At 44.4% G+C, this 21,327-nt stretch carries 22 protein-coding genes; 8 read left to right on the forward strand and 14 right to left on the reverse strand.

Annotated features, from left to right (window positions below):
• The first annotated feature begins 94 nt into the window (after window positions 1–94).
• Complete coding sequence (locus QUA97_RS01340) at window positions 95–1,240, forward strand: hypothetical protein (RefSeq protein ID WP_194067415.1); 1,146 nt, start codon at window positions 95–97, stop codon at window positions 1,238–1,240.
• 230 nt (window positions 1,241–1,470) lie between these two features.
• On the opposite strand, the gene QUA97_RS01345 is transcribed toward QUA97_RS01340, so the two are convergent.
• From QUA97_RS01345 to QUA97_RS01365, 5 genes are all read right to left on the reverse strand, one after another.
• Entirely contained in the window at window positions 1,471–2,652 is a 1,182-nt protein-coding gene (locus QUA97_RS01345; protein WP_333192356.1) for an aspartate aminotransferase, read from the reverse strand.
• A 99-nt stretch (window positions 2,653–2,751) separates the two neighbouring features.
• Window positions 2,752–3,897: an iron-containing alcohol dehydrogenase family protein gene (locus QUA97_RS01350; RefSeq protein ID WP_333192358.1), complete on the reverse strand. Its 1,146-nt coding sequence runs from the start codon at window positions 3,895–3,897 to the stop codon at window positions 2,752–2,754.
• Window positions 3,898–4,078: 181 nt separating this feature from the next.
• Window positions 4,079–4,408, reverse strand: a complete 330-nt coding sequence (locus tag QUA97_RS01355; protein ID WP_333192361.1) for a type II toxin-antitoxin system PemK/MazF family toxin — start codon at window positions 4,406–4,408, stop codon at window positions 4,079–4,081.
• Window positions 4,395–4,838, reverse strand: coding sequence for a hypothetical protein (locus tag QUA97_RS01360; RefSeq protein WP_333192364.1), 444 nt, complete (start codon window positions 4,836–4,838; stop codon window positions 4,395–4,397). The genes QUA97_RS01355 and QUA97_RS01360 overlap by 14 nt, the downstream gene beginning before the upstream one ends.
• A 77-nt stretch (window positions 4,839–4,915) precedes the next feature.
• Window positions 4,916–5,110 carry an element excision factor XisH family protein gene (locus tag QUA97_RS01365; RefSeq protein ID WP_041623044.1) on the reverse strand — a complete coding sequence of 65 codons (195 nt, stop codon included), beginning with the start codon at window positions 5,108–5,110 and terminating at the stop codon, window positions 4,916–4,918.
• 378 nt (window positions 5,111–5,488) lie between these two features.
• Here QUA97_RS01365 and QUA97_RS01370 point away from each other — a divergent pair, with 378 nt between their 5' ends.
• The 3 genes from QUA97_RS01370 to QUA97_RS01380 are packed head-to-tail and all read left to right on the forward strand — an operon-like array spanning window position 5,489 to window position 6,654.
• Window positions 5,489–5,971: a hypothetical protein gene (locus tag QUA97_RS01370; protein ID WP_106148801.1), complete on the forward strand. Its 483-nt coding sequence runs from the start codon at window positions 5,489–5,491 to the stop codon at window positions 5,969–5,971.
• A gap of 52 nt (window positions 5,972–6,023) precedes the next feature.
• On the forward strand, window positions 6,024–6,443 hold the full coding sequence (locus QUA97_RS01375) for a GIY-YIG nuclease family protein (RefSeq protein ID WP_333192370.1): 420 nt from the start codon (window positions 6,024–6,026) through the stop codon (window positions 6,441–6,443).
• A 4-nt stretch (window positions 6,444–6,447) separates the two neighbouring features.
• A complete protein-coding gene (locus QUA97_RS01380) occupies window positions 6,448–6,654 on the forward strand; it encodes a hypothetical protein (RefSeq protein ID WP_006631417.1) in 207 nt (68 codons plus the stop codon).
• 86 nt (window positions 6,655–6,740) lie between these two features.
• On the opposite strand, the gene QUA97_RS01385 is transcribed toward QUA97_RS01380, so the two are convergent.
• The 6 genes from QUA97_RS01385 to QUA97_RS01410 all read right to left on the reverse strand — a co-directional run bounded on the left by QUA97_RS01385 (window position 6,741) and on the right by QUA97_RS01410 (window position 13,165).
• Window positions 6,741–7,082, reverse strand: a complete 342-nt coding sequence (locus QUA97_RS01385) for a hypothetical protein (RefSeq protein WP_333192373.1) — start codon at window positions 7,080–7,082, stop codon at window positions 6,741–6,743.
• A gap of 146 nt (window positions 7,083–7,228) precedes the next feature.
• The gene (locus QUA97_RS01390; protein WP_333192376.1) at window positions 7,229–9,049 is read right to left on the reverse strand and encodes a DNA repair helicase XPB; all 1,821 of its coding nucleotides are present in this window, start codon (window positions 9,047–9,049) and stop codon (window positions 7,229–7,231) included.
• Between the two features lie 368 nt (window positions 9,050–9,417).
• Complete coding sequence (locus tag QUA97_RS01395; RefSeq protein ID WP_333192379.1) at window positions 9,418–11,298, reverse strand: hypothetical protein; 1,881 nt, start codon at window positions 11,296–11,298, stop codon at window positions 9,418–9,420.
• 242 nt (window positions 11,299–11,540) lie between these two features.
• On the reverse strand, window positions 11,541–11,825 hold the full coding sequence (locus QUA97_RS01400) for a peptidase (RefSeq protein WP_333192382.1): 285 nt from the start codon (window positions 11,823–11,825) through the stop codon (window positions 11,541–11,543).
• A gap of 221 nt (window positions 11,826–12,046) precedes the next feature.
• A complete protein-coding gene (locus tag QUA97_RS01405; RefSeq protein ID WP_194067424.1) occupies window positions 12,047–12,484 on the reverse strand; it encodes a DUF4363 domain-containing protein in 438 nt (145 codons plus the stop codon).
• Between the two features lie 234 nt (window positions 12,485–12,718).
• Window positions 12,719–13,165: a hypothetical protein gene (locus QUA97_RS01410; RefSeq protein WP_333192386.1), complete on the reverse strand. Its 447-nt coding sequence runs from the start codon at window positions 13,163–13,165 to the stop codon at window positions 12,719–12,721.
• A gap of 519 nt (window positions 13,166–13,684) precedes the next feature.
• On the opposite strand from QUA97_RS01410, the gene QUA97_RS01415 reads away from it, so the two are divergent.
• From QUA97_RS01415 to QUA97_RS01430, 4 genes are all read left to right on the forward strand, one after another.
• A complete protein-coding gene (locus QUA97_RS01415; protein ID WP_194067426.1) occupies window positions 13,685–15,109 on the forward strand; it encodes an aspartate ammonia-lyase in 1,425 nt (474 codons plus the stop codon).
• Window positions 15,110–15,159: 50 nt separating this feature from the next.
• Window positions 15,160–15,486 carry a hypothetical protein gene (locus tag QUA97_RS01420; RefSeq protein ID WP_194011807.1) on the forward strand — a complete coding sequence of 109 codons (327 nt, stop codon included), beginning with the start codon at window positions 15,160–15,162 and terminating at the stop codon, window positions 15,484–15,486.
• A 128-nt stretch (window positions 15,487–15,614) separates the two neighbouring features.
• Window positions 15,615–16,574: a DUF362 domain-containing protein gene (locus QUA97_RS01425; RefSeq protein WP_194067427.1), complete on the forward strand. Its 960-nt coding sequence runs from the start codon at window positions 15,615–15,617 to the stop codon at window positions 16,572–16,574.
• Between the two features lie 1,440 nt (window positions 16,575–18,014).
• On the forward strand, window positions 18,015–19,223 hold the full coding sequence (locus tag QUA97_RS01430; RefSeq protein WP_333192391.1) for a glycosyltransferase family 4 protein: 1,209 nt from the start codon (window positions 18,015–18,017) through the stop codon (window positions 19,221–19,223).
• Window positions 19,224–19,493: 270 nt separating this feature from the next.
• Here the strand turns inward: QUA97_RS01430 and QUA97_RS01435 are convergent, their stop codons facing one another.
• The 3 genes from QUA97_RS01435 to QUA97_RS01445 all read right to left on the reverse strand — a co-directional run bounded on the left by QUA97_RS01435 (window position 19,494) and on the right by QUA97_RS01445 (window position 21,299).
• Window positions 19,494–19,874 (reverse strand): hypothetical protein, encoded by a 381-nt coding sequence (locus QUA97_RS01435; RefSeq protein WP_333192394.1) that lies wholly within the window; start codon window positions 19,872–19,874, stop codon window positions 19,494–19,496.
• A 103-nt stretch (window positions 19,875–19,977) separates the two neighbouring features.
• A complete protein-coding gene (locus QUA97_RS01440; RefSeq protein ID WP_194067430.1) occupies window positions 19,978–20,259 on the reverse strand; it encodes a hypothetical protein in 282 nt (93 codons plus the stop codon).
• Window positions 20,260–20,456: 197 nt separating this feature from the next.
• Window positions 20,457–21,299: a WecB/TagA/CpsF family glycosyltransferase gene (locus QUA97_RS01445; RefSeq protein ID WP_194067431.1), complete on the reverse strand. Its 843-nt coding sequence runs from the start codon at window positions 21,297–21,299 to the stop codon at window positions 20,457–20,459.
• Window positions 21,300–21,327: the final 28 nt, after the last annotated feature.

The raw sequence follows: 21,327 nt of genomic DNA on the forward strand, positions 1-21,327 counted from the left end.
TGAGAACTAATTGGCTGCGGACTAATGACTGCTGACTAATGACTAATGACTAAAATCTAAAATCTAAAATCTAAAATTTACTAGGTGGATGTGCATGGCTGGAGGTATTTATCTGATTCAGGACGACGACAGGCTGGTAGAAATGATGGAACAGCCCTACGACTCGGAAGACCAGTTACAAGATTTGCTAGTAACTTATCCGAATTTGATCGCGGGAGACCAAATCGATCGGGCGACGGCGCGCAGGTGGCTGTTAATTTCGCGGGAAGCAGCAGCGCCCACCGATGAGGAAACAGCCGTCCAGTGGTCGCTGGATCATTTATTTCTCGACCAAAATGCAGTTCCTACTTTGGTGGATGTCAGGCGAACTCCTAATGCCGAACTGCGGCAAAAAGTTTTGGGTCAGTCGATCGACTATGCTGCTAATGCGGTAGTTCACTGGCCAGTCGATTCAATTATTGCTCTGTTTGAAGCGAATTGTCGCGATCGGGGCCGCGATCCAGAACAGATTTTTGAAGAGTTTCTGGGCGCGGATGCTAATGAAGATAGGTTTTGGCAGAAGGTTAAAACTAATTTGCAAGCGGGTAAAATTCGCTTAGTGTTTGTCGCTGACGAGATTTCCGCTGAAATGCGCCGAGTTGTGGAATTTCTTAACGAACAAATGGACCCGGTTGAAGTTTTTGCACTGGAAATTAAGCAGTATGTAAGTGAAGACGGTTTGAAAACATTGGTTCCCAGAGTCATCGGCCAGACAGCGGAAGCACAGCAGAAAAAATCCAGCGCAACGCGCGAAAGAAGGCGCTGGGATGAATCGTCATTTTTTGCGGAAATCAAAGTTAGACGGGGCGCGGATGAGGCGCAAATGGCAAAAGCAATTTACCTTTGGGCGAAAAGTCAAGAACCCGAAGTTCAGATCCAGTGGGGAACGGGGGATGCCTACGGCGGTTTCGCCGCTCAATTGCCTCAAAGGGGAAGAAAACCCTATCAGTTATTCACTGTAGATATTGCTGGCAGAATGGAGATTTCTGCTGATAATTACGGTTCCCAGCCGCCGTTTAATGCGGAACAGAATTGGCTGGAATTGAGAAGTAAACTGAGTTCGATCGGTCTGTCGTTGCCTATAGAACCAGGTGAGAGAAGGTCGCCGAGTCTGGCTTTGTTTACTTTGCAAGATGAATCTGCACTGAAGCAAGTTATGGAAACTTTTGATTGGGTGATTGAGCAAATTAAAAGGTTATAGTCAGTAGTCATTAGTCATTAGTCATTAGTCATTAGTCAGCAGTCAGCAGTCAGTAGTCAGCAGTCAGCAGTCAGCAGTCATTAGTCATTAGTCATTAGTCATTAGTCCTTGGTAGTTAATAATTGGTTACGATCGACAACAAATAACAAATAACCAATAACAACTAACAACCTACAAATCACCAATAACAACTAACTAATGACCACTAACTAATGACTAATGACTACTGACTAATAGCGAATATTAGCTTGTTTCAAGCGCCGCAATGCTTCTCCCAGCCGATCGCAATCTGCAATTAAACTAATTCTCACATATCCTTCGCCGCCCGGCCCAAAAGCATTGCCAGGAGTCACGACAACACCGGTTTGCTGCAAAACATTCAAAGCAAAATCCGTAGAACTCATCCCCGGAGTACAGGGAACCCAAAGATACATTGCAGCCAGAGGTTTAGGAATATTCCACCCTAATTCTGCCAGTCCTGCAACCATGAAATCGCGGCGAGTGCGGTAGCGTTCCTGCACTTCGTGCAAGTAACTATCTGGCAATTGCAGCGCTGTTTCTGCTGCGGTTTGCAATGCGGAAAATATACCGTAATCTAGGTTAGTTTTTAAGGTTCGCAAACCTTGAATTATCTTGCTATTTCCTACTACAAAACCGACGCGCCAGCCGGCCATATTGTAAGTTTTGGACATGGTGTGAAATTCGACACCGATTTCTTTACCGCCGGGAATTTCTAATAAACTTGTCGGTTGATAGCCGTCAAAGGCTAATTCCGCATAACACAAGTCGTGAACCAGCAAGATTTGATGTTTGTGCGCGAAAGCAACAATATCTTTATAAAATTCGCGGGGTGCTGTTGCTCCCGTCGGATTACTGGGATAATTGAAATAGAGGATTTTGGCTTGTTCGGCTACGCTGTCGGGAATGTCGGCTAAGTCAATTACCCAGTCATTTTCTGGTTTGAGAATGATATTGTGAACTTTTGCGCCGGCAATAATCGGGCCGCGAAATAATACGGGATAAGCAGGACTTGGTACTAATATTAAGTCGCCGGGATTGATATAGGCGATCGCAAAATGTGCTAAACCTTCTTTGGAACCCAACAAAGGCAATGCTTCGCTTTCTGGATCGAGTTCAACATTGTAGCGACGGCTGTACCATTTAGTAATTGTGCGGCGGAAATTGGCAGTTCCTTCAAAGGGTGGATAGCCGTGATTTGCAGGATTTTGGATGGCTGCGACAGCGGCTTCTACTACTGGTTGAGGAGTGGCACCGTCGGGGTTTCCCATTCCTAAGTCTATTAAATCGAGTCCTTGTTCGCGGGCGCGGGCTTTGAGTTCGTCGAGACGGGCAAATACGTAGGGCGGTAGTTTTTGCAACCTGTCAGCAGGGGTAATCCAATCCAAGGTCATTTATTTTTTGTCAGTTGTCAGTTTTCCTGGTTTGTAGTAAGGACTTTCGTCCTTGCTAGCACAGCCTTTTCAGGACTTTAGTCCTTACTACAAACTGTTTTAATTCTTAATCTTTAATTCTCCCACAGGTGCGGTGGTAGAAACCATCGCTGCCATTAATTGTTGGGGAACAACTTTAAAAGGCAGTCGGTGGATGTCGGAATTAGGATTGCAGGCTATGTCGGCGGCGCGCTGCAATTCTGCTATGGTAATGTCTCCGAGTCCTAGGTTATCTAAAGTTTGGGGCAATCCAATCTCGGCGTAGAATTTTAGCAGTTGCTGTCTGGCGCTAGCGGCAAGTTGATTGTTTTGCAGCATTTCTTCTAGTCGCAGTTGCACTAAGATGCCGTAGGCGACTTTTTCTCCGTGCAATGTGCCGTGACTTGCTAATAGATGAGTTAGGCCGTTGTGGACGGCGTGGGCGGCGACGGTGCGACATTGGGCTCCGCCGATGCCGCCAATTACTCCTGCTAGCAATACGGCTGCGTCTGTGACTTCTTGCCAGGTTTCGCTACCGGGTTCTTTGAGGGCGGCTGCTGATTTTTGGAATAATATATCGCGCAGTATTCTAGCTTGTTGGACGGCCGAAATTATCAAGGTTTGTTCGGAGTGTCCGCTGCTGACTGATGCTTCGTACCATTTGGCGATCGCATCTCCAATTCCTGCTACTAATGTCCGCTGTGGTGCGGTTTGAATTAAGCCGTAGTCGAGGATTAATAAGTCAGGACATCTGGCTAATGTGACATCGTATTGGAATGCACCTTGTTCGGAATAAATGTTAGAAAGGGCTGTCCAAGCGGCACAGGTGGCTGCTGATGTGGGTATGGTGACGATCGGGATTTTGCACTGATGGGCGACGAGTTTGGCTGCGTCTAAGGCTTTGCCGCCGCCGACACCGATGATGAAGTCGGCTTGATGGGTTTGGGCTGCTGCGCGGAGGGTTTCGAGGCCCCTTTCGCTGCAATCGTTGCCGTATTGTGTTTCGGCGGATTGTAACTGCTGCTGTTCGAGGATTGGTTGCAGGTAGGGTTGGGCGGCGGCGAGGGAGTTGCTGCCGCCGACGATTAGCGGCCGCTTTCCGAAACGGGCGATCGCATCTCCGGCTTGTGCGATCGCCGATCGACCCCGCAATACACAGGCGGGAGCAATTGTCAAGGAATAAATTGCTGGTGCGGTGGCGGTTTTAGTGCTTTGGGTTTGAGTCATCGAACCACTGGATAAGTGACGAGAAGGTTGACGCTTTGCAGGATTGCTGGATTTTCTAGGATAACTCTAACTCATGTTGGGCGACATGGTAAGTTTTGTAAAGTTTTTATTAACTATTGTGGTTGGGGTGGGCTGGGGGAGTTGGAGGGGAGTTGGGGAGTTGAGGGCGATCGAATTATCATTAAAATTGAGGCTTAACGTACAACTCCCAGACTTGTTTCACTGCTGCTGCATCTGCTTGAGAAATTTGCCCGATTTTCGCTAGCAACAAAGACTTTTCCAAACAATCTAATCTAGACAAACGCACTGTTGAAGCAACGCGCAAACCGCTGACAGACCAATCATTAAGAAATACATCAGTTTGGCTGCGGGGTTTGGCAGAGGTGACGACTGCTGCTACCACATCCTCGCCATCCAACCACAGCAAAAGTATGGGGCGTTTTTTAGAGTCTGCGCCGTTTGTAAAAGGAATATTTGCCACCCAAAAATCACCAGGTTCAATAGTCGTCATAAAGTCCTTCGTCTTCGGGTGCGTAGCCTTTCAAAAAAGCGTCGTGACTGCGAGTAATAGCTGAATCAATTAAATATTCTTCGCTGTTGACTGCAAAAAACTCTGTTAATTGGGCAGCGGTTAAATCTTGTTGGGTTGTTATCTCTACAAACGGTTCTAGTATAGGAGGGGATTCTACTAATACCCTTAAACAATCAATAAATGAGCGCTTGGAATGCGGTAGTTCTGTTTGCGAAATATTAGATTCAGAACTTTCATTCGGTGGCTGTTTTACTTTTTGTGCTTGGTGTACGAGAAATTGCACAAAGTCAAGAACTTCCTGTCGCCTTTCTGTCGGAAGCAGTCGCAAATTTTCTAACAATGTTTTTTCGAGCTTTCCGAGTCTCAAAAAAATCACTGGATATGTGAAAGTTTTTGCTGGTTGGTTCATGGGAGTTTTACACTAACAGTAAAATTAATGTACTTATATGATTATAGCTGACTTGCTCGCTCTGCGGGCGATCGCCCTTACCAATCAATGTCTTTGATTTCAACAGCGATTTTATGCCATTCTTTTTCGGCATTGAAAAACTTTTCTGCTCCTAAGTCGGCTTTCAAAAGAGTCTGCTCTAGCACTAAGACTAAAGGATCGTCCGTAATTGTCCATCCGTCTTTTTCAAGGGTGCGACGCAGGGAGAAATGTAAATTATCACGTCTAGACATTAGATATTCCAGAATTTAGGTTAGGAAAGATAAACACGAATCTCTTGAACTCCCATGTCTTGTGATGTCGCTGATGATGCAAATAAATAGTCTAGTCTGTAATAAAGATAACTTTTTTAAGTGCGACGAGTAAGATGCTTGAGTCGGATGGTGCGCCGAACTCGATTAAGAAAAGGAGATTCCGACGGGGGTAAAAAGGGGTTGACATACCTGAGTAATCTGCGGTATTCTTCTATTATATCAGGTATTGTACCGCAACTGCAAGAGAATTATAAGTTAAGTCGCTAAACCTGGGTTGAGATAGTAGCTTGAAGGTATCAGTTGAGCATTGAAGGTTCAACTGGGGAACACTGTGTATGACTGTGTTGAATTGTCACCATGAATCCTAGACAACTTGAGCAAGATCTGGAATTGCCGAACATTACAGCATCATTAGTTGCTTATCGTAATGCTGCACAGAAGAGTAAGTGGTACATTCGCTTTTTTGTTCCGGGTCCTGATGGAAGATATACACCTGGAGTGTCTGTTGTATCCAGTTCCAGGGTTCCTAAATTGGTAAGCGATCTTAAAAAAGCGCACCAGAAAATGGAATTTCTTCAACAACAGAAATATTCAGGAAGATTTTCAGAAGATTTTGTCCTGAGCGGTGAAGTTAGTGAGACTTTAGCCGTGACAGTCTCTAGTGAAACATCACACTTCCTATTTTGGAGCTATAAAAAGACAAGGTTGCACTTCTTGGTTTCAAGTAAGACCAACACATTTAGTACGTCTTTCGACTCAGATGATGTCAAAATGGTCATAAGCATACTATCTTTAGCAGAAGAGTTGGCAGCTAAACTTATTAATCAGCTAGAGAGTTGAAGAGCAGTAGCCAGAAGCCTTTCGCTGCAGTTTATGATGGTTGTAACAGAATTTGTGGGATTATGATTTCTGTGCAATTAGCCTTGTTGCCTTCATGCCAACGAATGATTCTGACATACAAATCCAAGCGCGAAGAATTCTAGACGCGATTGCTTTCATTCCTTTTGAGCAATGTCAACCCTTGACTCGTAGGTTTGAGAGCATTCCTGCGCGTCCTGGCATTTATGCAATCAGGCACAGAACTGATGGATTGCTCTACATCGGTAAAACCAAGAGCTTACGAGGTCGCTTCAGTGGTGGGCACAAAGCTTTTTTGTGGGCATGGCTCGATAAATATAGCGATGAAGACATACGGATTGCAGTACAGACAATTTCTCACTGGCAGAACCCTGCGTTACTATTAGAGCTAGAAGCCATCATTCTAAGAGCTGCTGAACCCCCTTACAACGTCCAAATTCCAACTGAGATGTAAAGCCATGCAAGCCAAACTTCAAGAGCAACTTTCCCTCGCTGATGCCGAAGTTATTTTAGGACGTTTTCCTGAACGAATTCGTGCTGCCCTAATTGCTCGTGCTGCTGAAATTGAATACCCAATCGAAGCAGTCATTGAGATGGCGATCGCTAGTTTCCTTGACACAGAGGCATTAGGTTTTGCAGATTGCAAACCAGGACGCGGACAATAATAGCGTCAATTGGCGATCGAGTTTTTTGAATTTCTTGGCCTCGGGTTGGATCTAGTTGTACTAGCCAAATCTCTCCTCGTTTCGAGTTAAGAGTCATATTCAGTCTCCCAGTCTTCGCTGTCGAGTACAGAAAATTCAGTTAATTCAGGATCGGTCAAAAAATCTTGGGCTGTGACAGCCATATATGGTGCTAGTATTTTATGGCGTTCCGCGATCGGCAATTTAGCAATTTCTGTGAAAGATAGCTTGAGTGGTGGCGGTTGTGTTAGCGAACTGCTGTACTCATAACTTTCTTTTGATAAATCTTGTGTCTGCTGCAATTTGTGTACTAGAAATTGCACGAAATCGAGCACTTCCTGCTGTTTATCTGTCGAAAGCATCCGCAGATTATCTAATAATATTTTTTCGATATCGAGTGTTTGTGTCATTGATTTTTACCTGCACATCGAGCGTGTTTTTGTAGGGTGCGTACTCCACACTTTACCTATTCTATTATATCAAATTTGCACTGTCAGCAGCCGATCGCCCTTTTGGATCGAGCTGAGATTTTGCAAAAGGTCTATTATGCCGACGGCTAACCATCGCCTTGAACCTCAATAGTATAACTGTAGCCCTGTTCAGTCAGAAACAGTTGGCGGTGTCGCGCAAAATCTTCCTCGCAAGTTTGTAGCGATACTAATGTATAAAAACTAGCAGTGTGTCCGTCAGATTTCGGGCGGAGAATTCGTCCGAGGCGCTGCGCTTCTTCTTGGCGAGAACCATACTTTCCCGATACTTGAATCAACACATCGGCATCGGGTAAATCGACGGCAAAATTGCCCACGCGAGATAGAATTAATCCGGGAATTTCTTTGTGACGGAATGCTTCGTATAACCGATCGCGATCTGCCTGTTTTGTCTTCCCCGTAATCAGCGGCAATTCGGTAATTTTGGCGATCGCATCCAACTGTTCCAGAAACTCACCAATAATTAAAATACGGTGTCCCGCCTCCTTTTGCAACAAACTTTGCACCACATCCAACTTACCCGGATTTTCCGCAGCAATCCGAAACTGACTGCGGCGGGGCGCTAGGGCATATTCCATTTTTTCCGCCTCATTTTGGGCGACACGGATTTCGGTACAATGAGCTGTAGCAATAAATCCCTGTCCTTCCAATTCCCGCCAAGGTACGTCATAGCGCTTGGGGCCAATTAGCGTGAAAACATCGCCTTCTTTCCCGTCTTCGCGAATCAATGTCGCCGTCAAACCTAACCTGCGTCGCGCTTGTAAGTCGGCGGTAATCCGAAATATCGGTGCGGGTAATAGATGCACTTCATCATAAATAATCAGTCCCCAGGATTGCGCGTTAAATAACTCGAAATGCGGGAATTCATCATCTTTAGTCGATCGATAACTGAGCATTTGGTAAGTCGAGAGAGTAACAGAAGCCGTTTTTTTGCTGTTGCTGCTGTACTCGGCGATCGCATCTTCAGTTAAACTCGTTTTGTCTAATATTTCCCTGCGCCACTGGTGCACCGAAGTCAAACTGCTGGTGAGAATCAATGTTTTTTGCTGCACCAAACTCATCGCAATCATCCCCACAATCGTCTTACCCGCGCCGCAGGGTAGGACGATCGTACCGCTGCCACCTCTAACCTCTCCGCTCTGATAGAATGCTTCTACTGCTTCCTTTTGATAGGCACGTAAATTAAAGGGTAAGTCGCTTCCTAAAGTGCGATCGCGCAACGCAATTGCTAACTCGGCACCTTCGACATATCCAGCTAAATCTTCCGCCGGATAACCCACTGCTAGCAAAGCTTGTTTGAGTACACCGCGATTCCCCGCATCGACTTGAAAGCAAAGATCCGAAATCCGCTTACCTAACAGCGGTTTTACGCGCTCATCCCGCACTAGCAACTCCGTCAGCGGGCGATCGGCAATCCGCAGTTGTAAATCGGGATTTTCCGCATCAATCCTTTCAATTACCGTCAATCCGTAGCGCGTACCAAGCAGTTCGATTTCCTGCGCTACCGATTCAGGAATGTCATATTTGGCATACTTTCGCAAAGCTGCGATCATCAATTCAACTAACATTCCCGCCGCCCGCGCATTCCACACGCTTAAGGGCGTGATCCGATAGGTGTGGATGTGTTCGGGACTTTTGATTAATTCGGCAAAGGGGGCGATCGCTTCTCGCGCTTTTTGTGCTGTTGGGGCGTGAACTTCTAGTAAAATTGAGCGATCGCTCTGTACGATTAAAGCATTTTCAGCAACATAACTCATAAGTAGAAGGAAGAAGGAAGAGGGAAGTTCGGCAACGAGCAATGTACGGGATGTCACGGATGTCACGGATGTCACGGATGTAACCGATGTAAGTCCGTCGGAAGAGGGAAGAAGGAAGAAGTCATTAGTCATTAGTCATTAGTGCTGTCTCCCCGGAGCTTTCCGTCCAACGTCATCAGGAAGAGGGAAGAAGGAAGAGAGAAAAAGTTGGGTATAACTGATATTTTGCACCATTATCAATCATTCTATAGGGACGGGTTCAGCAACAAACTTAAACGCAGCAGATAGGTTAAATAAACCCGCCCTTCCCCATGAAAAAGCCCCAATAGACTCAGGTAAAACAAAAATGTTTTGTTTATTTTATCCAGTCTATGTGAAAAGTGCGTCGCGATCGAGATTGTCTATTTTTTTAGGGATTTATCGCCAGCGATGCACCCTACAAACACTCTTGTGAGGTGGGCCCCAGAGCCCGCCACAGTAGACAATTCTAATGCCACAACTTATTTATCACTCTGGGGTAAAACATAGCCCATTTGCCGCAGGGCGGTGCGAAATTTAGTTTCCTGGCCCAATGGAACTGCTAAAGTGCGATCGCCCGCCAACTGACAGAACTTTTTAGTACGGGAATCATTCGCAATCAGCAATGCTAAATGGGCGGTAGTACATTCGATCAACCTGACACTACCTATATCTTGCACGCTATTCGATCGCTCTGTAACATCCGTTAGAAATTGCTGCACAGTTTGCGGTAGCGGTTCAATACTTCTGGCATCCAAAAACTCTGTAAACTCTGCTAATGGATATCCATTTTCAATGGCTGCGAAGATTTTTGGGCGATCGAGTCGCCACACAACATCTGACACCTTTTTAGTATAGATATCCAGGACGATCGCATCAGATGTCTCGACACCATCTCCCGCCGCAATAATTTCTAGATTCGGCAATACCCTGAGCGTTTGACGAACCTCAATTACTGGCGGAGTATACTGATCCGTCAAGCCCAAACAGTAAGCCCCCAAACTCGTCAAGCGAAAATATACTAAGCCATCATAACGACTCAGGAATTCCAGATTGTCCGTTCCCCAAAGATAGTCATAATCGCATGGTATGAGGAACGGATCGACATATGCAACATCAATTATGCCCAAAGTAGCAGCATACTCAAACAAAAAACAGCGCATATATCGTTCTTCCAGAATCGGCCAACTATGGCCATCCAATTCTGATAAGTTTCCATACCCAGCTTCACCAATATACAGATAATAGGGTTCCTCAGTCACATCAAAGCTATGGCCTGTTGCGACTAGATATTTACTAAAGTCATGAAATAAAATCCACTTACCCACAGGACATTCTGCGAGCACAGAGGCGATCGCATCTCTGCGCCACGCCACATCCGTCATCCCATTTGAACCCCTCCCGGTTTGTCCTTTGATCGCATCAATGCGGCGAAATTCATCAAAGATTTTTGTCTTTAACCAGCGCTTCCATGCTGTCTGTAAACCTTTGGCGGGTGATTCTTGTAAAGCTTTCTGTCCCGCTTTCGTCAAAACTAGCTTTTTGCCCGATCGTTCCGCGAACTTGCTCCCTTGCGCTATCATTATCCAAGCAAAGGGCTTGATGCTACCGAGTTCAGCGAATACTTCATCATCATAGTCGCTATCCTTGGCTAGGGTAATTTGACGCTGTTCCTCATTATAAAAATCACCGCCTAGCAATATAGAGGCGATCGCTTTTACACTTCCAGCACTAGGTAAAGCAGTTTTCTCGCTAACAGTAACTTTTCCCGACTGAATCAAACGCAAAACAGCCGCTAAATCCTTTGTAGCTGCCAACTGTGTTTCACAAGAAGTCAAGGGAATATCGTATTCTTCTATATCTTTTTCCCTTGTACTGTAGTTATATCTTTGGACGCTGAGTTTAACATGATTTTTTACTGTTTCACCACTATGATCCAAGGTCGCTTTTTTGGGCTTTGGCACGAATTTCAGCAATATTTCTTGTAGATCGTAAGGAATCTGGTTGCCATAAATAAACAAGCATAACAGTGATGGTTCTCTGTTAGTTCCATAGCGATCGATTGTTCCAAAATTTGCTGATTCTCCGTATTTCGCCCTAAATATCTCAGGAAAATAATAGCCGTCCTCTCCATGTATAACTTCAGCTACAGCCGCTTTTTGGAGGTCGTCTAATTTCGCCCACACTATCCGAAGGTGATCTCCCAGCAATTGCGATCTAATTCCATCAACAAGATCCGCTTTACGGGTTAATTTACGAGGATCGGGTAATAATGCTTTGAGCTTTTTTAAATCTTCAACAATTATTCCTTCTAGTGCCTGTTGGAGGCTAATAACGTTATCTATGCTTGGGTAACGCGACATAATGTTTGACAGTGCGCCCGCTTCAAAATTGTTTTGGCAACCCAAATATAACAACTTTACGGGATGCGGAACTTGAACTTTTGTTACAAAATGAAGCAATCTAGTTATACAGTTACGGTACGATGAACCGGAACCGTACATAGGTTATTTGTTTTGATTTTTAAGCTCATATTTGCCACCCTAAAATTACCCGGTTCAAGAGTCGTCATCAAGTCCTTCATCAGTTGCTCGTATCTTTGCTTTTAATCGTTAGAGGTTGGCTGCTTTCTTCTGCCAAACAAACCCGACATACTTAAACCTGTCACCAGCAAGCCAAGCATTCCCAATCCATTTAAAATCGGGTAAATTGCTTGCAGGTGAAAAATTTCACCTGTATGAATTTTCAACAATAATCTTGTTGAAATTCCTGTGCTAATCGGCCACTCCCTGCCCATCGTTGCTGCCATTCCAGTCAATACCGTGAGGGTAATTGGTAAAAAAACGATTGTGGCTAGAATGCGGTGGTACTTGCGAAATGCTTTTTTCATAAGGGTTGAAAACTTAGAAATACTCAACTTATATATAGCGGTTCTCAAAAAAGTGAGGTATGCCCGGTTTGGCCTATGCCCACGGAGGCCTATGCCCTAGGCCCGATAGTACCTCACATGAGAACACAGAAAGGCTATAATGATGGAGCATTGAGTGTTTGTTTCTGAGCAATTACGGCGAACGCCGCACTAGAAACAAACACTCAAATTAGCATTTAAATCTAGGACTTAGGAATGCTAGCGATGGTCTTTTCTAGCGACTGCAATTGAGCTAGCACTAGGTCTTTGCTAGGCTTAGCTTTTTTGAGTTCGTCTGTTACTTTTTCTGTAGTTTCTTCAACGGTATCGTAGCTTTTAGGTTCCTTAGCTTTGATGCCATCTTCGACTTTCTTCCAGGAAGTTTCAAACTTGTCAAATTCGGTTTTAGCTTTAACAAAATCACCAGTGTCAACTGCTGCTTTGGTATTAGTAACTACACTCATTAACTCTGGATAGTTAGCAGTAGATGCTGGTTTCTCAGATGTGGTGACAGTGGTAGTCGTAGAAGTAACCGGTGGAGGTGAGGTTGGCGGAGTGGATGCTTCTTGCTTCTCGCCGCAACCAGCTAAAGCTACAAGGGTGACGGCACTGAGGACAAGGATTTGATTGAAACGAGCCATGAAAACTCCTAAAAAATTAATACTACAATCTATTTTGTCACAAAAACCGCAGATCGATCGCTAAAACCATCTGCAATTCCTGCAATTAACCGCAGTTAGCAGCCAGCCCAAGAGGATCGTGCTCCTAGCGCTGTCATCTTCGAGACGGGGCGGGGGTTACAGACACCGAGTTTCGGGAATTTAGGTAATGCGATACCTGACAGGATTTAACAACCTTAAGGAAACATCGAAATATTAGTGTATCGAAACTGATAAAGTGTAACTTGCACCGCCTCGTTCTGTACCGACGACTATCTGATATTTTCCCGTCTGGGGCAATTCTCCCGACCAGCTTCTTTTTTCTTCAGCTAAGGGGTTTGTATTCGGATCGATAACCTTAAAAACAGCATTTCCTTCTACTGATTGGATCTCTAGATTCATCCTTTGACCTTGTTGGGCCCCGATCAAATAAATCATGACTTCGCCCCGGGCTACTCCTCCTTTTACTTCCCCTGAACTAGCACCTCTTTTAAACTTAATTTGCTGCTGTCGCTGAGCCATTAAAATCGCCGATTGTTCCGGGATTGCTGTGGAGGGGACAATGCTGGAGATAGCGTTTACTGAAGCCGGAAAAATTGCAGAGGCACTTAAGCCGATCGTTAAAACATTTAGCTGTTTGAAAGTTTTTGCTGGTTTGTTCATGGGAGTTTCACTCTTAGCGTGATATCAATTCCGGTTGCACTCATACATGATGTTAACAGTCAACAGTGAATGTACTATTCCGATGAAGAGAGGATTTGATATGAAATGATTCATTTGTACAATTATAGCTAAACATTTTTGTCGGCGCGCGATCGCCCTTGCAGAACAATTTTAGCTTTTTGTAAACTGCCCTTTCGCCCTCGCCCTCGCCCCAGACTTGATTTGAGATTCTAGATTGGAGATTCAACCCTAGGATGTGGGATAATTTTGGGCGATGGGGAACCAGATCCTATTTGGTTGATTGACAACGATCAGATTTGGTTGGTAGTGCGGACTTAAGTCCGTTCTCCGGCGGCAGACTTAAGTCCGCACGCGCGATCCATTTTTGTTGTGGTAATCGCTGGACATGATATTACATATTACCCTCCAGTCGCCAGCGGGTGCGGTAAAGTAAAAACACCCAGAACACGCAGTTACAAAAAAAATTGTATACTTCGTAATTATCACAAACCAAACGATATGACGCAACAGCCAGCCATTACCTACCGCACCGAAAGCGACTCAATGGGAGACAAACAAATCCCATCTACCGTTTACTACGGCATTCAAACTCTGCGCGCCGTTGAAAATTTTCCAATTAGCGGTATCAAACCTTTATCAACTTATGTAGATGCTTGCGTTTTAATTAAAAAAGCTGCGGCGATCGCCAACGGTAAACTCGGCTGCATTCCTGAAGATATTAGTCAAGCACTGATCCAAGCTGCCGATGAAGTTTTAGCAGGAAATTTGCGCGATCAATTTGTAGTTGATGTCTACCAAGCAGGCGCGGGAACTTCTCACCACATGAACGTTAATGAAGTGCTTTCCAATCGCGCTTTGGAAATTATGGGCGATGAAAAAGGCAACTACAAGCGCGTTAGTCCCAACGATCATGTAAACTACGGTCAATCAACCAATGATGTGATTCCGACGGCGATTCGGATCGGCGGATTGTTGGCCTTGGAAAAAACTCTATTTCCGGCTTTGTCTGAGGCCATAGTCGCCCTAGAAAATAAAGCAGAAGAATTCAAAAATATTGTTAAATCTGGCCGCACTCATATGCAAGATGCTGTGCCGGTTCGACTCGGCGACACCTTCGGCGCTTGGGCGCAAATTCTCAGGGAACATACCTTGAGAATTGACAGGGCATCCGATGATTTAACTTCCCTGGGATTGGGGGGAAGCGCCGCTGGAACAGGCTTAAATACTCACCCTGAATACTGTCAAAAAGTTGCTGAAATTCTCTCAGAATTAATCGATCGCCCCCTGAAACCAGCAAGGCATTTAATGGCAGCTATGCAGAGTATGGCACCGTTTGTAAATGTCTCCGGTGCGCTGCGAAATCTCGCTCAGGATTGCGTTAAAATGTCCCATGACTTGCGTTTGATGGACTCTGGGCCGAAAACGGGTTTCAAGGAAATTCAACTGCCTCCGGTGCAACCTGGTTCGTCAATTATGCCTGGAAAATACAATCCTGTGATGGCAGAAATGACTTCGATGGTGTGTTTTCAAGTTATGGGTTACGATAGCGCGATCGCCCTTGCAGCCCAAGCGGGACAATTAGAATTAAACGTGATGATGCCCTTAATTGCTTACAATTTGATTCACAGCATCGAAATTTTGGGCAATACCATCAGCGCGCTAAGCACAAAATGCCTCGAAAAAATTGAAGCAAAGGGCGATCGGTGTCTCGCTTACGCAGAAGGCAGTCTCGCCCTCGTTACCGCCCTCAACACTCATATCGGCTATCTCAATGCCGCCGCCGTCGCCAAAGAATCTCTCGAAACCGGCAAATCTTTGCGGCAAATTGTCCTAGAACGCGGTTTAATGAGTGAAGAAGACTTGGCAAAAGTTCTAGATTTAGAGAAAATGAGTGCGATGCCAACATCATCTGCTAATGCTTAGCCACAAGATGGCAGTATTCTTTCAGAGTCTCAAGTTTAGGAGCAAAATTTATGCGCGCAGGTTCCTTTGGCCAATTAACTCAAGATAAAGAGAACACAACTCAAGTGACATTTCATTATGTGGAAGGTCACACGGAAACCTTTACAATTCCTATCCCGGCATCAGAATTTCAAGAGGAAGTGCTGCAGTTGTTAAATCAACCTTGGTTGACTTTTCATTTAGTCGATCAAACGGTTTTTATCTGCACTGCCCGGTTGATAAAAGTGGAAATTAAACCTGCTATCCCGGAACTTCAGGGCCAAGGAATTTTCTCTAATTCTATGCGAGTTAGTACGATGCAGCGGGCTGCTTCTGGCAGATTGCCGATGAATACTTAATGGAGCATGGGGCATGGGGGATTGAATATGAGGATTAATCATTGGTAATTTGTTGTAATTACCAATTATCAATTACTAATGCCCCATCTCAAATAACAAATAACAAATAACCAATAACCAATAACATCATGTCTTCTGTTAGTTTAATTAAGGCCAATTCATACGATCGCCAAATCCTGCAAACATCTGTAGAAAATTTGCTCGCACCCCTGGGCGGAATGTCGGCTTTTGTCAAATCGGGCGATCGGGTTTTACTCAAACCCAACCTCCTCACCGGTTCTCGCCCCACCAAAGAATGCGTCACCCGCCCGGAATTGGTTTACTGCGTGGCGAAAATGGTCATAGAAGCTGGCGGAAAACCGTTCTTAGGCGACAGTCCGGCTTTTGGCAGCGCGATGGGTGTAGCCAAAGCCAACGGTTATTTGCCGCTGTTAGAAGAACTGAATTTGCCAGTAGTTGAGTTTCAAGGAAAACGCTACGAAACTGTCAGCCAAGATTTCAACCATCTCCGAATTTGCAAAGAAGCAATGGAAGCAGATGTAGTAATTAATATTCCCAAACTCAAATCTCACGTACAATTAACCGTGACAATGGGCGTGAAAAATTTGTTCGGCTGCGTCCCCGGCAAAATGAAGGCTTGGTGGCACATGGAAGCTGGCAAAGATAGCGCCAGATTCGGTCAAATGCTGGTAGAAACAGCCAGGGCAATTAACCCAAATTTGACAATTTTGGATGGAATTATCGGTCACGAAGGTAACGGGCCAAGCGGCGGCGAACCTAAGTTTTTGGGGATTTTGGGCGCGTCGAGTGATGTGTTTGCGCTGGACAGAACTTTAGTGGAAATCATTAATGTCGATCCGGCGCTGGTTCCGACTGTGGCTGCGGCGATGAGATTGGGACTTTGCTCGAATTTAGAGGATCTCGATTTTCCCCTGTCGCACCCGGAAACTCTCAAGGTTTTGGATTGGAAGTTGCCAGAAAGCATGATCCCGATCGACTTTGGTATGCCTCGGGTGATTAAGTCAGCGTTCAAACACCTTTATATCCGCTTCATTAAAGAACAGTTCAGCCCCAACACTTCGCACTAGCAAACAGAGAAAGCGCGGTAAGGTGCGCTGGGGGCGCACCCACAGAAAGTCTGGTGCCGTCCACTCTACATATCGCAGTGCGATCGCCAGATCGGGTATCAATCCCCCAATCCCCCAATCTCAAATCGACTGACTCCTCACCTTTTGGAGACAGACTATAAGTCACTCCTACCTTTTTATTTTTTGTTTGTTTAATTGTGAACAAATGCAACATTATTATAAATAATGTGAATGCTATTGGTGTTACACAAATTTATATAAATATTTCATAAAGTTTTGGAATAAATCTTGATTTTTTAAATGATTGGTCTCGTTGCCTTCTAGAACGGCGATTCCCTACCCTTCACCGAACCCCTATCACGCACTTCTAGCGTTCCACACTTGTATCAAATTCTATCGGTAAGACGGAAATTATGCACTATATATATAGGGCTGACAAGAATTTATGGCATCTGTCCTGTATTACTGCTAAGTCAGAGCTAACTTCAACCTAATTATGTAGCCTCCCGGCTGAAGCACCTCACGGTGTTACAATAACGTGTAAAACCATTTTTTGCCTTTTGGACTATAAGTTGAAGGCTCTGATAAATCTACGACATAAGTATAAATATCTAAAGTCGCAGTTAGTTTGACAAAAATCAAGCCTAAAACAGCAATAACTTGTTACTTAAGTGGTTAATTGTAAAAGATCGATAAAGTTAGCAAAAACCTCTTGACAGTTATAGGTAATTTCTCGGATAATAGATTCACATAAAAGACGGGCTCGGTTTGAAGTTTAAATATCAAATTCGGTTCAGATAAACCTTTTGACTGGTGTGACGTTCCAGAAACATTAAACATATCCAATAATTCTTGTAGACCTGGCATCCGGCCTGCTGTTTACAGTTTTTTTAGGATGCGCCTATTGTTAATGACACGGACAACGGACGGCCAGAACGCAATAGATCGATCGAACTAGATTTGAAATCAGTCACCACGAGTAATCCAAAGTGATAAGAAGTATCATATTGCTTCTTTACGTTACTTTCCCATGCGATTTTCTGACTGTCTGTTATATTTCGAGGCAACAGCCCATCGAATCTTTAGTGAATTTATCAGTACGTAGAATTAGCTTTTTTAGGAATTAAGTTGAGGCTCCTAAAGCTGAGAGATATCAATCCGCTATCTTAAGAACTTTCAACTTCAATAACAGCAAGGCAAGCTTTGAGTTTCGCAACCGGATTAACGAGTAGAAACTCTAATTTTCTCAATCTCATTTTTTAATTGTCTAGCTTCATGTCGAGGTGGAAAACCACCGGCGATATGTCATTGCTAATATCTCGGTGCAAGGAAGCAATCTTACAGTTTTACATAGCTTCTATCTAGCGCTATCCGAGCAATTACAAGCATTAATGCAGACAAACGACCAAAAGAAAACTCCATACAAAAGAAGGTACATCTATGTTTTCCAACAACAATTTGACTATTTTACAACCCCTATCAGCGAAACTCTTGCCAGAGGGCCAAGTTTTACTCACCCGCAAGCTGGACGAGGCCGTTGTCGAATTAACCAAGTATTGGGATGGTTCGATTACAGTGATGATGGAAGAGACCCAAACAGGTAACAATAATCTCGATTGCAAAGTTTTCGATATCGATAAACTACCATTCAAATTAGAAGTGATTTCCTTCGATCTAATCACGCCTGCTTTGTTGCACAAACACAATACTTCGCTGGTATTGGCAGTGCCAGGATACCGACAAAACCATATCAGCAATATTTGCAACTTAGCTGGAGTGCCATGTATTTACGTTTCTGAATATACTCTGAAAACTCGCAAACAAATTGCGAGCGTGAATACCAAAAACCCGATTGTACGCTTGCGGAGAATGGCTTGGGAAAAAAATCAAGAAATTCAGCAGCGGGCGGCGATCGCAACTGCGGATGGTTTGCAGTGCAACGGTACTCCTACCTATAAAGACTACTTGAACCTCAATCGCAATTCGATGCTTTTCTTTGACACGCGGATTAGCGAAGATATGCTAGCAACTGACAGGGATATTGAAATGCGGACTCACAACCGCTCAGAAGATATGCCTCTGCGGCTGCTGTTCTCAGGCCGCCTGATTAAAATGAAGGGAGCCGATCATTTACTGAATGTTGCTCTAGAACTTAAGAAACGGGGAGCAAATTTTGAAATGTTCATTAGCGGTGCTGGCGACTTAGAAAAAATGATGCACCACACCATAGCAGCCCATCAACTTCAGAATTGCGTGAAAATGCTTGGTGTCCCGGACTTTAAGACCGAGTTTTTCCCCTTTGTTAAGGACAATATCGATTTGTTTGTGTGCTGTCACCGGCAGGGCGACCCCTCGTGTACTTATTTAGAAACAATGTCTTGCGGAGTGCCGATCGTAGGCTATGCTAACGAAGCATTCGAGGGAATTTCAGAAATGTCTGAAACGGGATGGATTGTACCGATGGATAAACCTAAACTGATGGCGCAGAAAATTATTCAACTCAGCTACAACCGAGAAGTCATCAAAGCTATGTCTTTTAAGTCGCTGAGGTTTGCCCAAAAGCACACATTTGAGAAAACTTTTAAAGCTCGTGCAGAACATATGCAGCGGGTTGCTGATAACTCAATGTCGATGAGAAAAGCTGCCTGAAGAAAAATGTGGGTTCGAGATTTGATGTCGTGTCTGATCTATTGACCGCAATAAGTAGGGTTCGTAGTGCGGACTTGACTCCACTCCTAGGCCCTGGAGTCAAGTCCGCACTACGAACTGTTTTTGTTATGCTAATCGACCGGACATGATTTGATGTCGTGTCTGGCGATTTGATTGGAATTAAGCCTACATTCAGAAGAAATAGTTCTGATTTATTCATCAAAAATAGGACAGTCTTCCTCACTACAAACCTATCTAATTTTTTATTTTTTAGGGCAGCCAGCAGGGGCGACATCCTTTTAGACGCAGTTCTTGAGGTGAGGGATAATTATTAGAGGCCGGTGCATTTTTGAATTTGAAAAGTATTAGAGTTGAAAGGGCGATCGCACTTGGGTCATTGCTTCTCAAATCTCCTGCGACCGGTTCCGATTTCTTTGCCACTACCCGGTCTAACAGCAATTCTATCCCGTCGGGCGACAGGCTCATTTTTGTCTCCACTTGGTCGGGCAAAACTAACAGCGGTTGTACTGCAAATGTCTGCAAATCAATTGCTTCAAGGGTGAATTGTTCGGAAAAATCTTTCCCAGGCTTCCGTCTGGTTAAAAAGTAGTAAAGCTGAGGAGTTCTGGGGTCAAACTGACAGTCGATCAATCAATTCTCCGGTGGTGCGGATTAGTTCTTTTTGCAATTCCTGATTTGTTACTAAAAAAATTGACTGTGTAAAATCGCTGTTGTACTTCAGCATTGCCGATTCTCAGCCGTCGGGTGTGAAGCTGAATACTCTCCGAAATGATGGTATGAAGTCTAAAGGTTTGACGTTTGGTGTCAAGGATAAAATGGCGATGCCGTCTGCTTGGGGATTGGCTAAAGTTCCGCTGTCTGGGGCGATCGCAAATTCTCCGGTCGCACGACTAAAAAGCCGCTGCGGAATCCGGGAAGTTTCCGGCCGCAACAACGACAAACCAATGTCCTCTGCATTGCCTCTCTTGGCGCGCTGAATCGCGATCGCTCTTAAGGTGCTGGCACTTACAGACAATTCAAATATATAATGCCGATGCCATTGGAAACAACATTACAAAGCAAGCCAAACAAAATTTCTTGACAACAACCCATTAATTCTAGATTTAAATCGTCACAATTTTTAAGTCGAAAGTCAAAATAATTAATTATTATTTCTAGGTTTGGCTTTTGGCTTTTTATTTGTGAAAATCAACAATTTACAACAGAATAAATTCAACCATACAAAACTTCTTTCACAGGCGGCGTGGCATCTTTGGGGTCGAATTTTTTGATTTTCAAAGCTTGCAGCAAAAACAGCGAAATATAAAGCGGATTCAACAATACATACCGCTTCCAGAGACGCCTGGGCTCCTTAATCATCCGAAACAGCCATTCCAAACCTATCTTAGATAAAAACTCAGGAGCTTTAGCCAAATTACCCGCGTGAAAATCGTAAGCTGCACCTACAGCAATCAGCGGCATTGATAAGTCATCTCGGTATTCGTAAGCCCAAACTTCTTGTCGCGGACACCCCAAACCGACAAAAGTAATTGCTGCACCGCTGTTGCGAATTTTCTCGGCAATGTCCTGTTTTTCTTGCGGCGAAACCTGCTTAAATTGAGAAGGCTGAGTTCCAGCAATAATTAACTTGGGATAACGCTGGCAGAGATTGCGAGATAAAGCTTCCAGTACAGAAGCTTGAGAGCCGTACAAATAGATAGATAATCCTTCTTCGGCGGCGCGCTCGCAGATTTTTAACATCGCATTTGGCCCGCAAACTCGATCGGGCAATTCCGTATTGTAGAGCAAATTTAACGCCCATCTGACCGGCTGTCCGTCTGGCAATACTAAATCAATGTGATTGATCCGATAGCGGTGAGTGCTGTCAAGCACCCCAGTCATTACCCCGTGAACCGCTAGAGCCGAAACTGACAGTGGTTTTCCGGCGTTGGCTGCCGCAATAATTGTGCTAACAGCCGCTTCATAATTAACGGCATTTACTAATATGCCGAGTACATTTTTTTTTCCTAAATCGATATTGGAAGACCTCTCTAAGCCAACGACACTTACACTCATAAATATCCTCTAAAATTTGTTTAACTTT

It is taken from the genome of Microcoleus sp. CZ3-B2 (assembly GCF_036705055.1).
Classification (GTDB): domain Bacteria; phylum Cyanobacteriota; class Cyanobacteriia; order Cyanobacteriales; family Microcoleaceae; genus Microcoleus.

Excerpts from the sequence above, each read along its gene's own strand:
- QUA97_RS01340 (WP_194067415.1), top strand. The coding sequence starts at position 95 with ATGGCTGGAGGTATTTATCTGATTCAGGACGACGACAGGCTGGTAGAA.
- QUA97_RS01345 (WP_333192356.1), bottom strand. The coding sequence starts at position 2,652 with ATGACCTTGGATTGGATTACCCCTGCTGACAGGTTGCAAAAACTACCG.
- QUA97_RS01350 (WP_333192358.1), bottom strand. The coding sequence starts at position 3,897 with ATGACTCAAACCCAAAGCACTAAAACCGCCACCGCACCAGCAATTTAT.
- QUA97_RS01355 (WP_333192361.1), bottom strand. The coding sequence starts at position 4,408 with ATGACGACTATTGAACCTGGTGATTTTTGGGTGGCAAATATTCCTTTT.
- QUA97_RS01360 (WP_333192364.1), bottom strand. The coding sequence starts at position 4,838 with ATGAACCAACCAGCAAAAACTTTCACATATCCAGTGATTTTTTTGAGA.
- QUA97_RS01365 (WP_041623044.1), bottom strand. The coding sequence starts at position 5,110 with ATGTCTAGACGTGATAATTTACATTTCTCCCTGCGTCGCACCCTTGAA.
- QUA97_RS01370 (WP_106148801.1), top strand. The coding sequence starts at position 5,489 with ATGAATCCTAGACAACTTGAGCAAGATCTGGAATTGCCGAACATTACA.
- QUA97_RS01380 (WP_006631417.1), top strand. The coding sequence starts at position 6,448 with ATGCAAGCCAAACTTCAAGAGCAACTTTCCCTCGCTGATGCCGAAGTT.
- QUA97_RS01385 (WP_333192373.1), bottom strand. The coding sequence starts at position 7,082 with ATGACACAAACACTCGATATCGAAAAAATATTATTAGATAATCTGCGG.
- QUA97_RS01390 (WP_333192376.1), bottom strand. The coding sequence starts at position 9,049 with ATGACTAATGACTTCTTCCTTCTTCCCTCTTCCGACGGACTTACATCG.
- QUA97_RS01395 (WP_333192379.1), bottom strand. The coding sequence starts at position 11,298 with ATGTCGCGTTACCCAAGCATAGATAACGTTATTAGCCTCCAACAGGCA.
- QUA97_RS01400 (WP_333192382.1), bottom strand. The coding sequence starts at position 11,825 with ATGAAAAAAGCATTTCGCAAGTACCACCGCATTCTAGCCACAATCGTT.
- QUA97_RS01405 (WP_194067424.1), bottom strand. The coding sequence starts at position 12,484 with ATGGCTCGTTTCAATCAAATCCTTGTCCTCAGTGCCGTCACCCTTGTA.
- QUA97_RS01410 (WP_333192386.1), bottom strand. The coding sequence starts at position 13,165 with ATGAACAAACCAGCAAAAACTTTCAAACAGCTAAATGTTTTAACGATC.
- QUA97_RS01415 (WP_194067426.1), top strand. The coding sequence starts at position 13,685 with ATGACGCAACAGCCAGCCATTACCTACCGCACCGAAAGCGACTCAATG.
- QUA97_RS01420 (WP_194011807.1), top strand. The coding sequence starts at position 15,160 with ATGCGCGCAGGTTCCTTTGGCCAATTAACTCAAGATAAAGAGAACACA.
- QUA97_RS01425 (WP_194067427.1), top strand. The coding sequence starts at position 15,615 with ATGTCTTCTGTTAGTTTAATTAAGGCCAATTCATACGATCGCCAAATC.
- QUA97_RS01430 (WP_333192391.1), top strand. The coding sequence starts at position 18,015 with ATGTTTTCCAACAACAATTTGACTATTTTACAACCCCTATCAGCGAAA.
- QUA97_RS01445 (WP_194067431.1), bottom strand. The coding sequence starts at position 21,299 with ATGAGTGTAAGTGTCGTTGGCTTAGAGAGGTCTTCCAATATCGATTTA.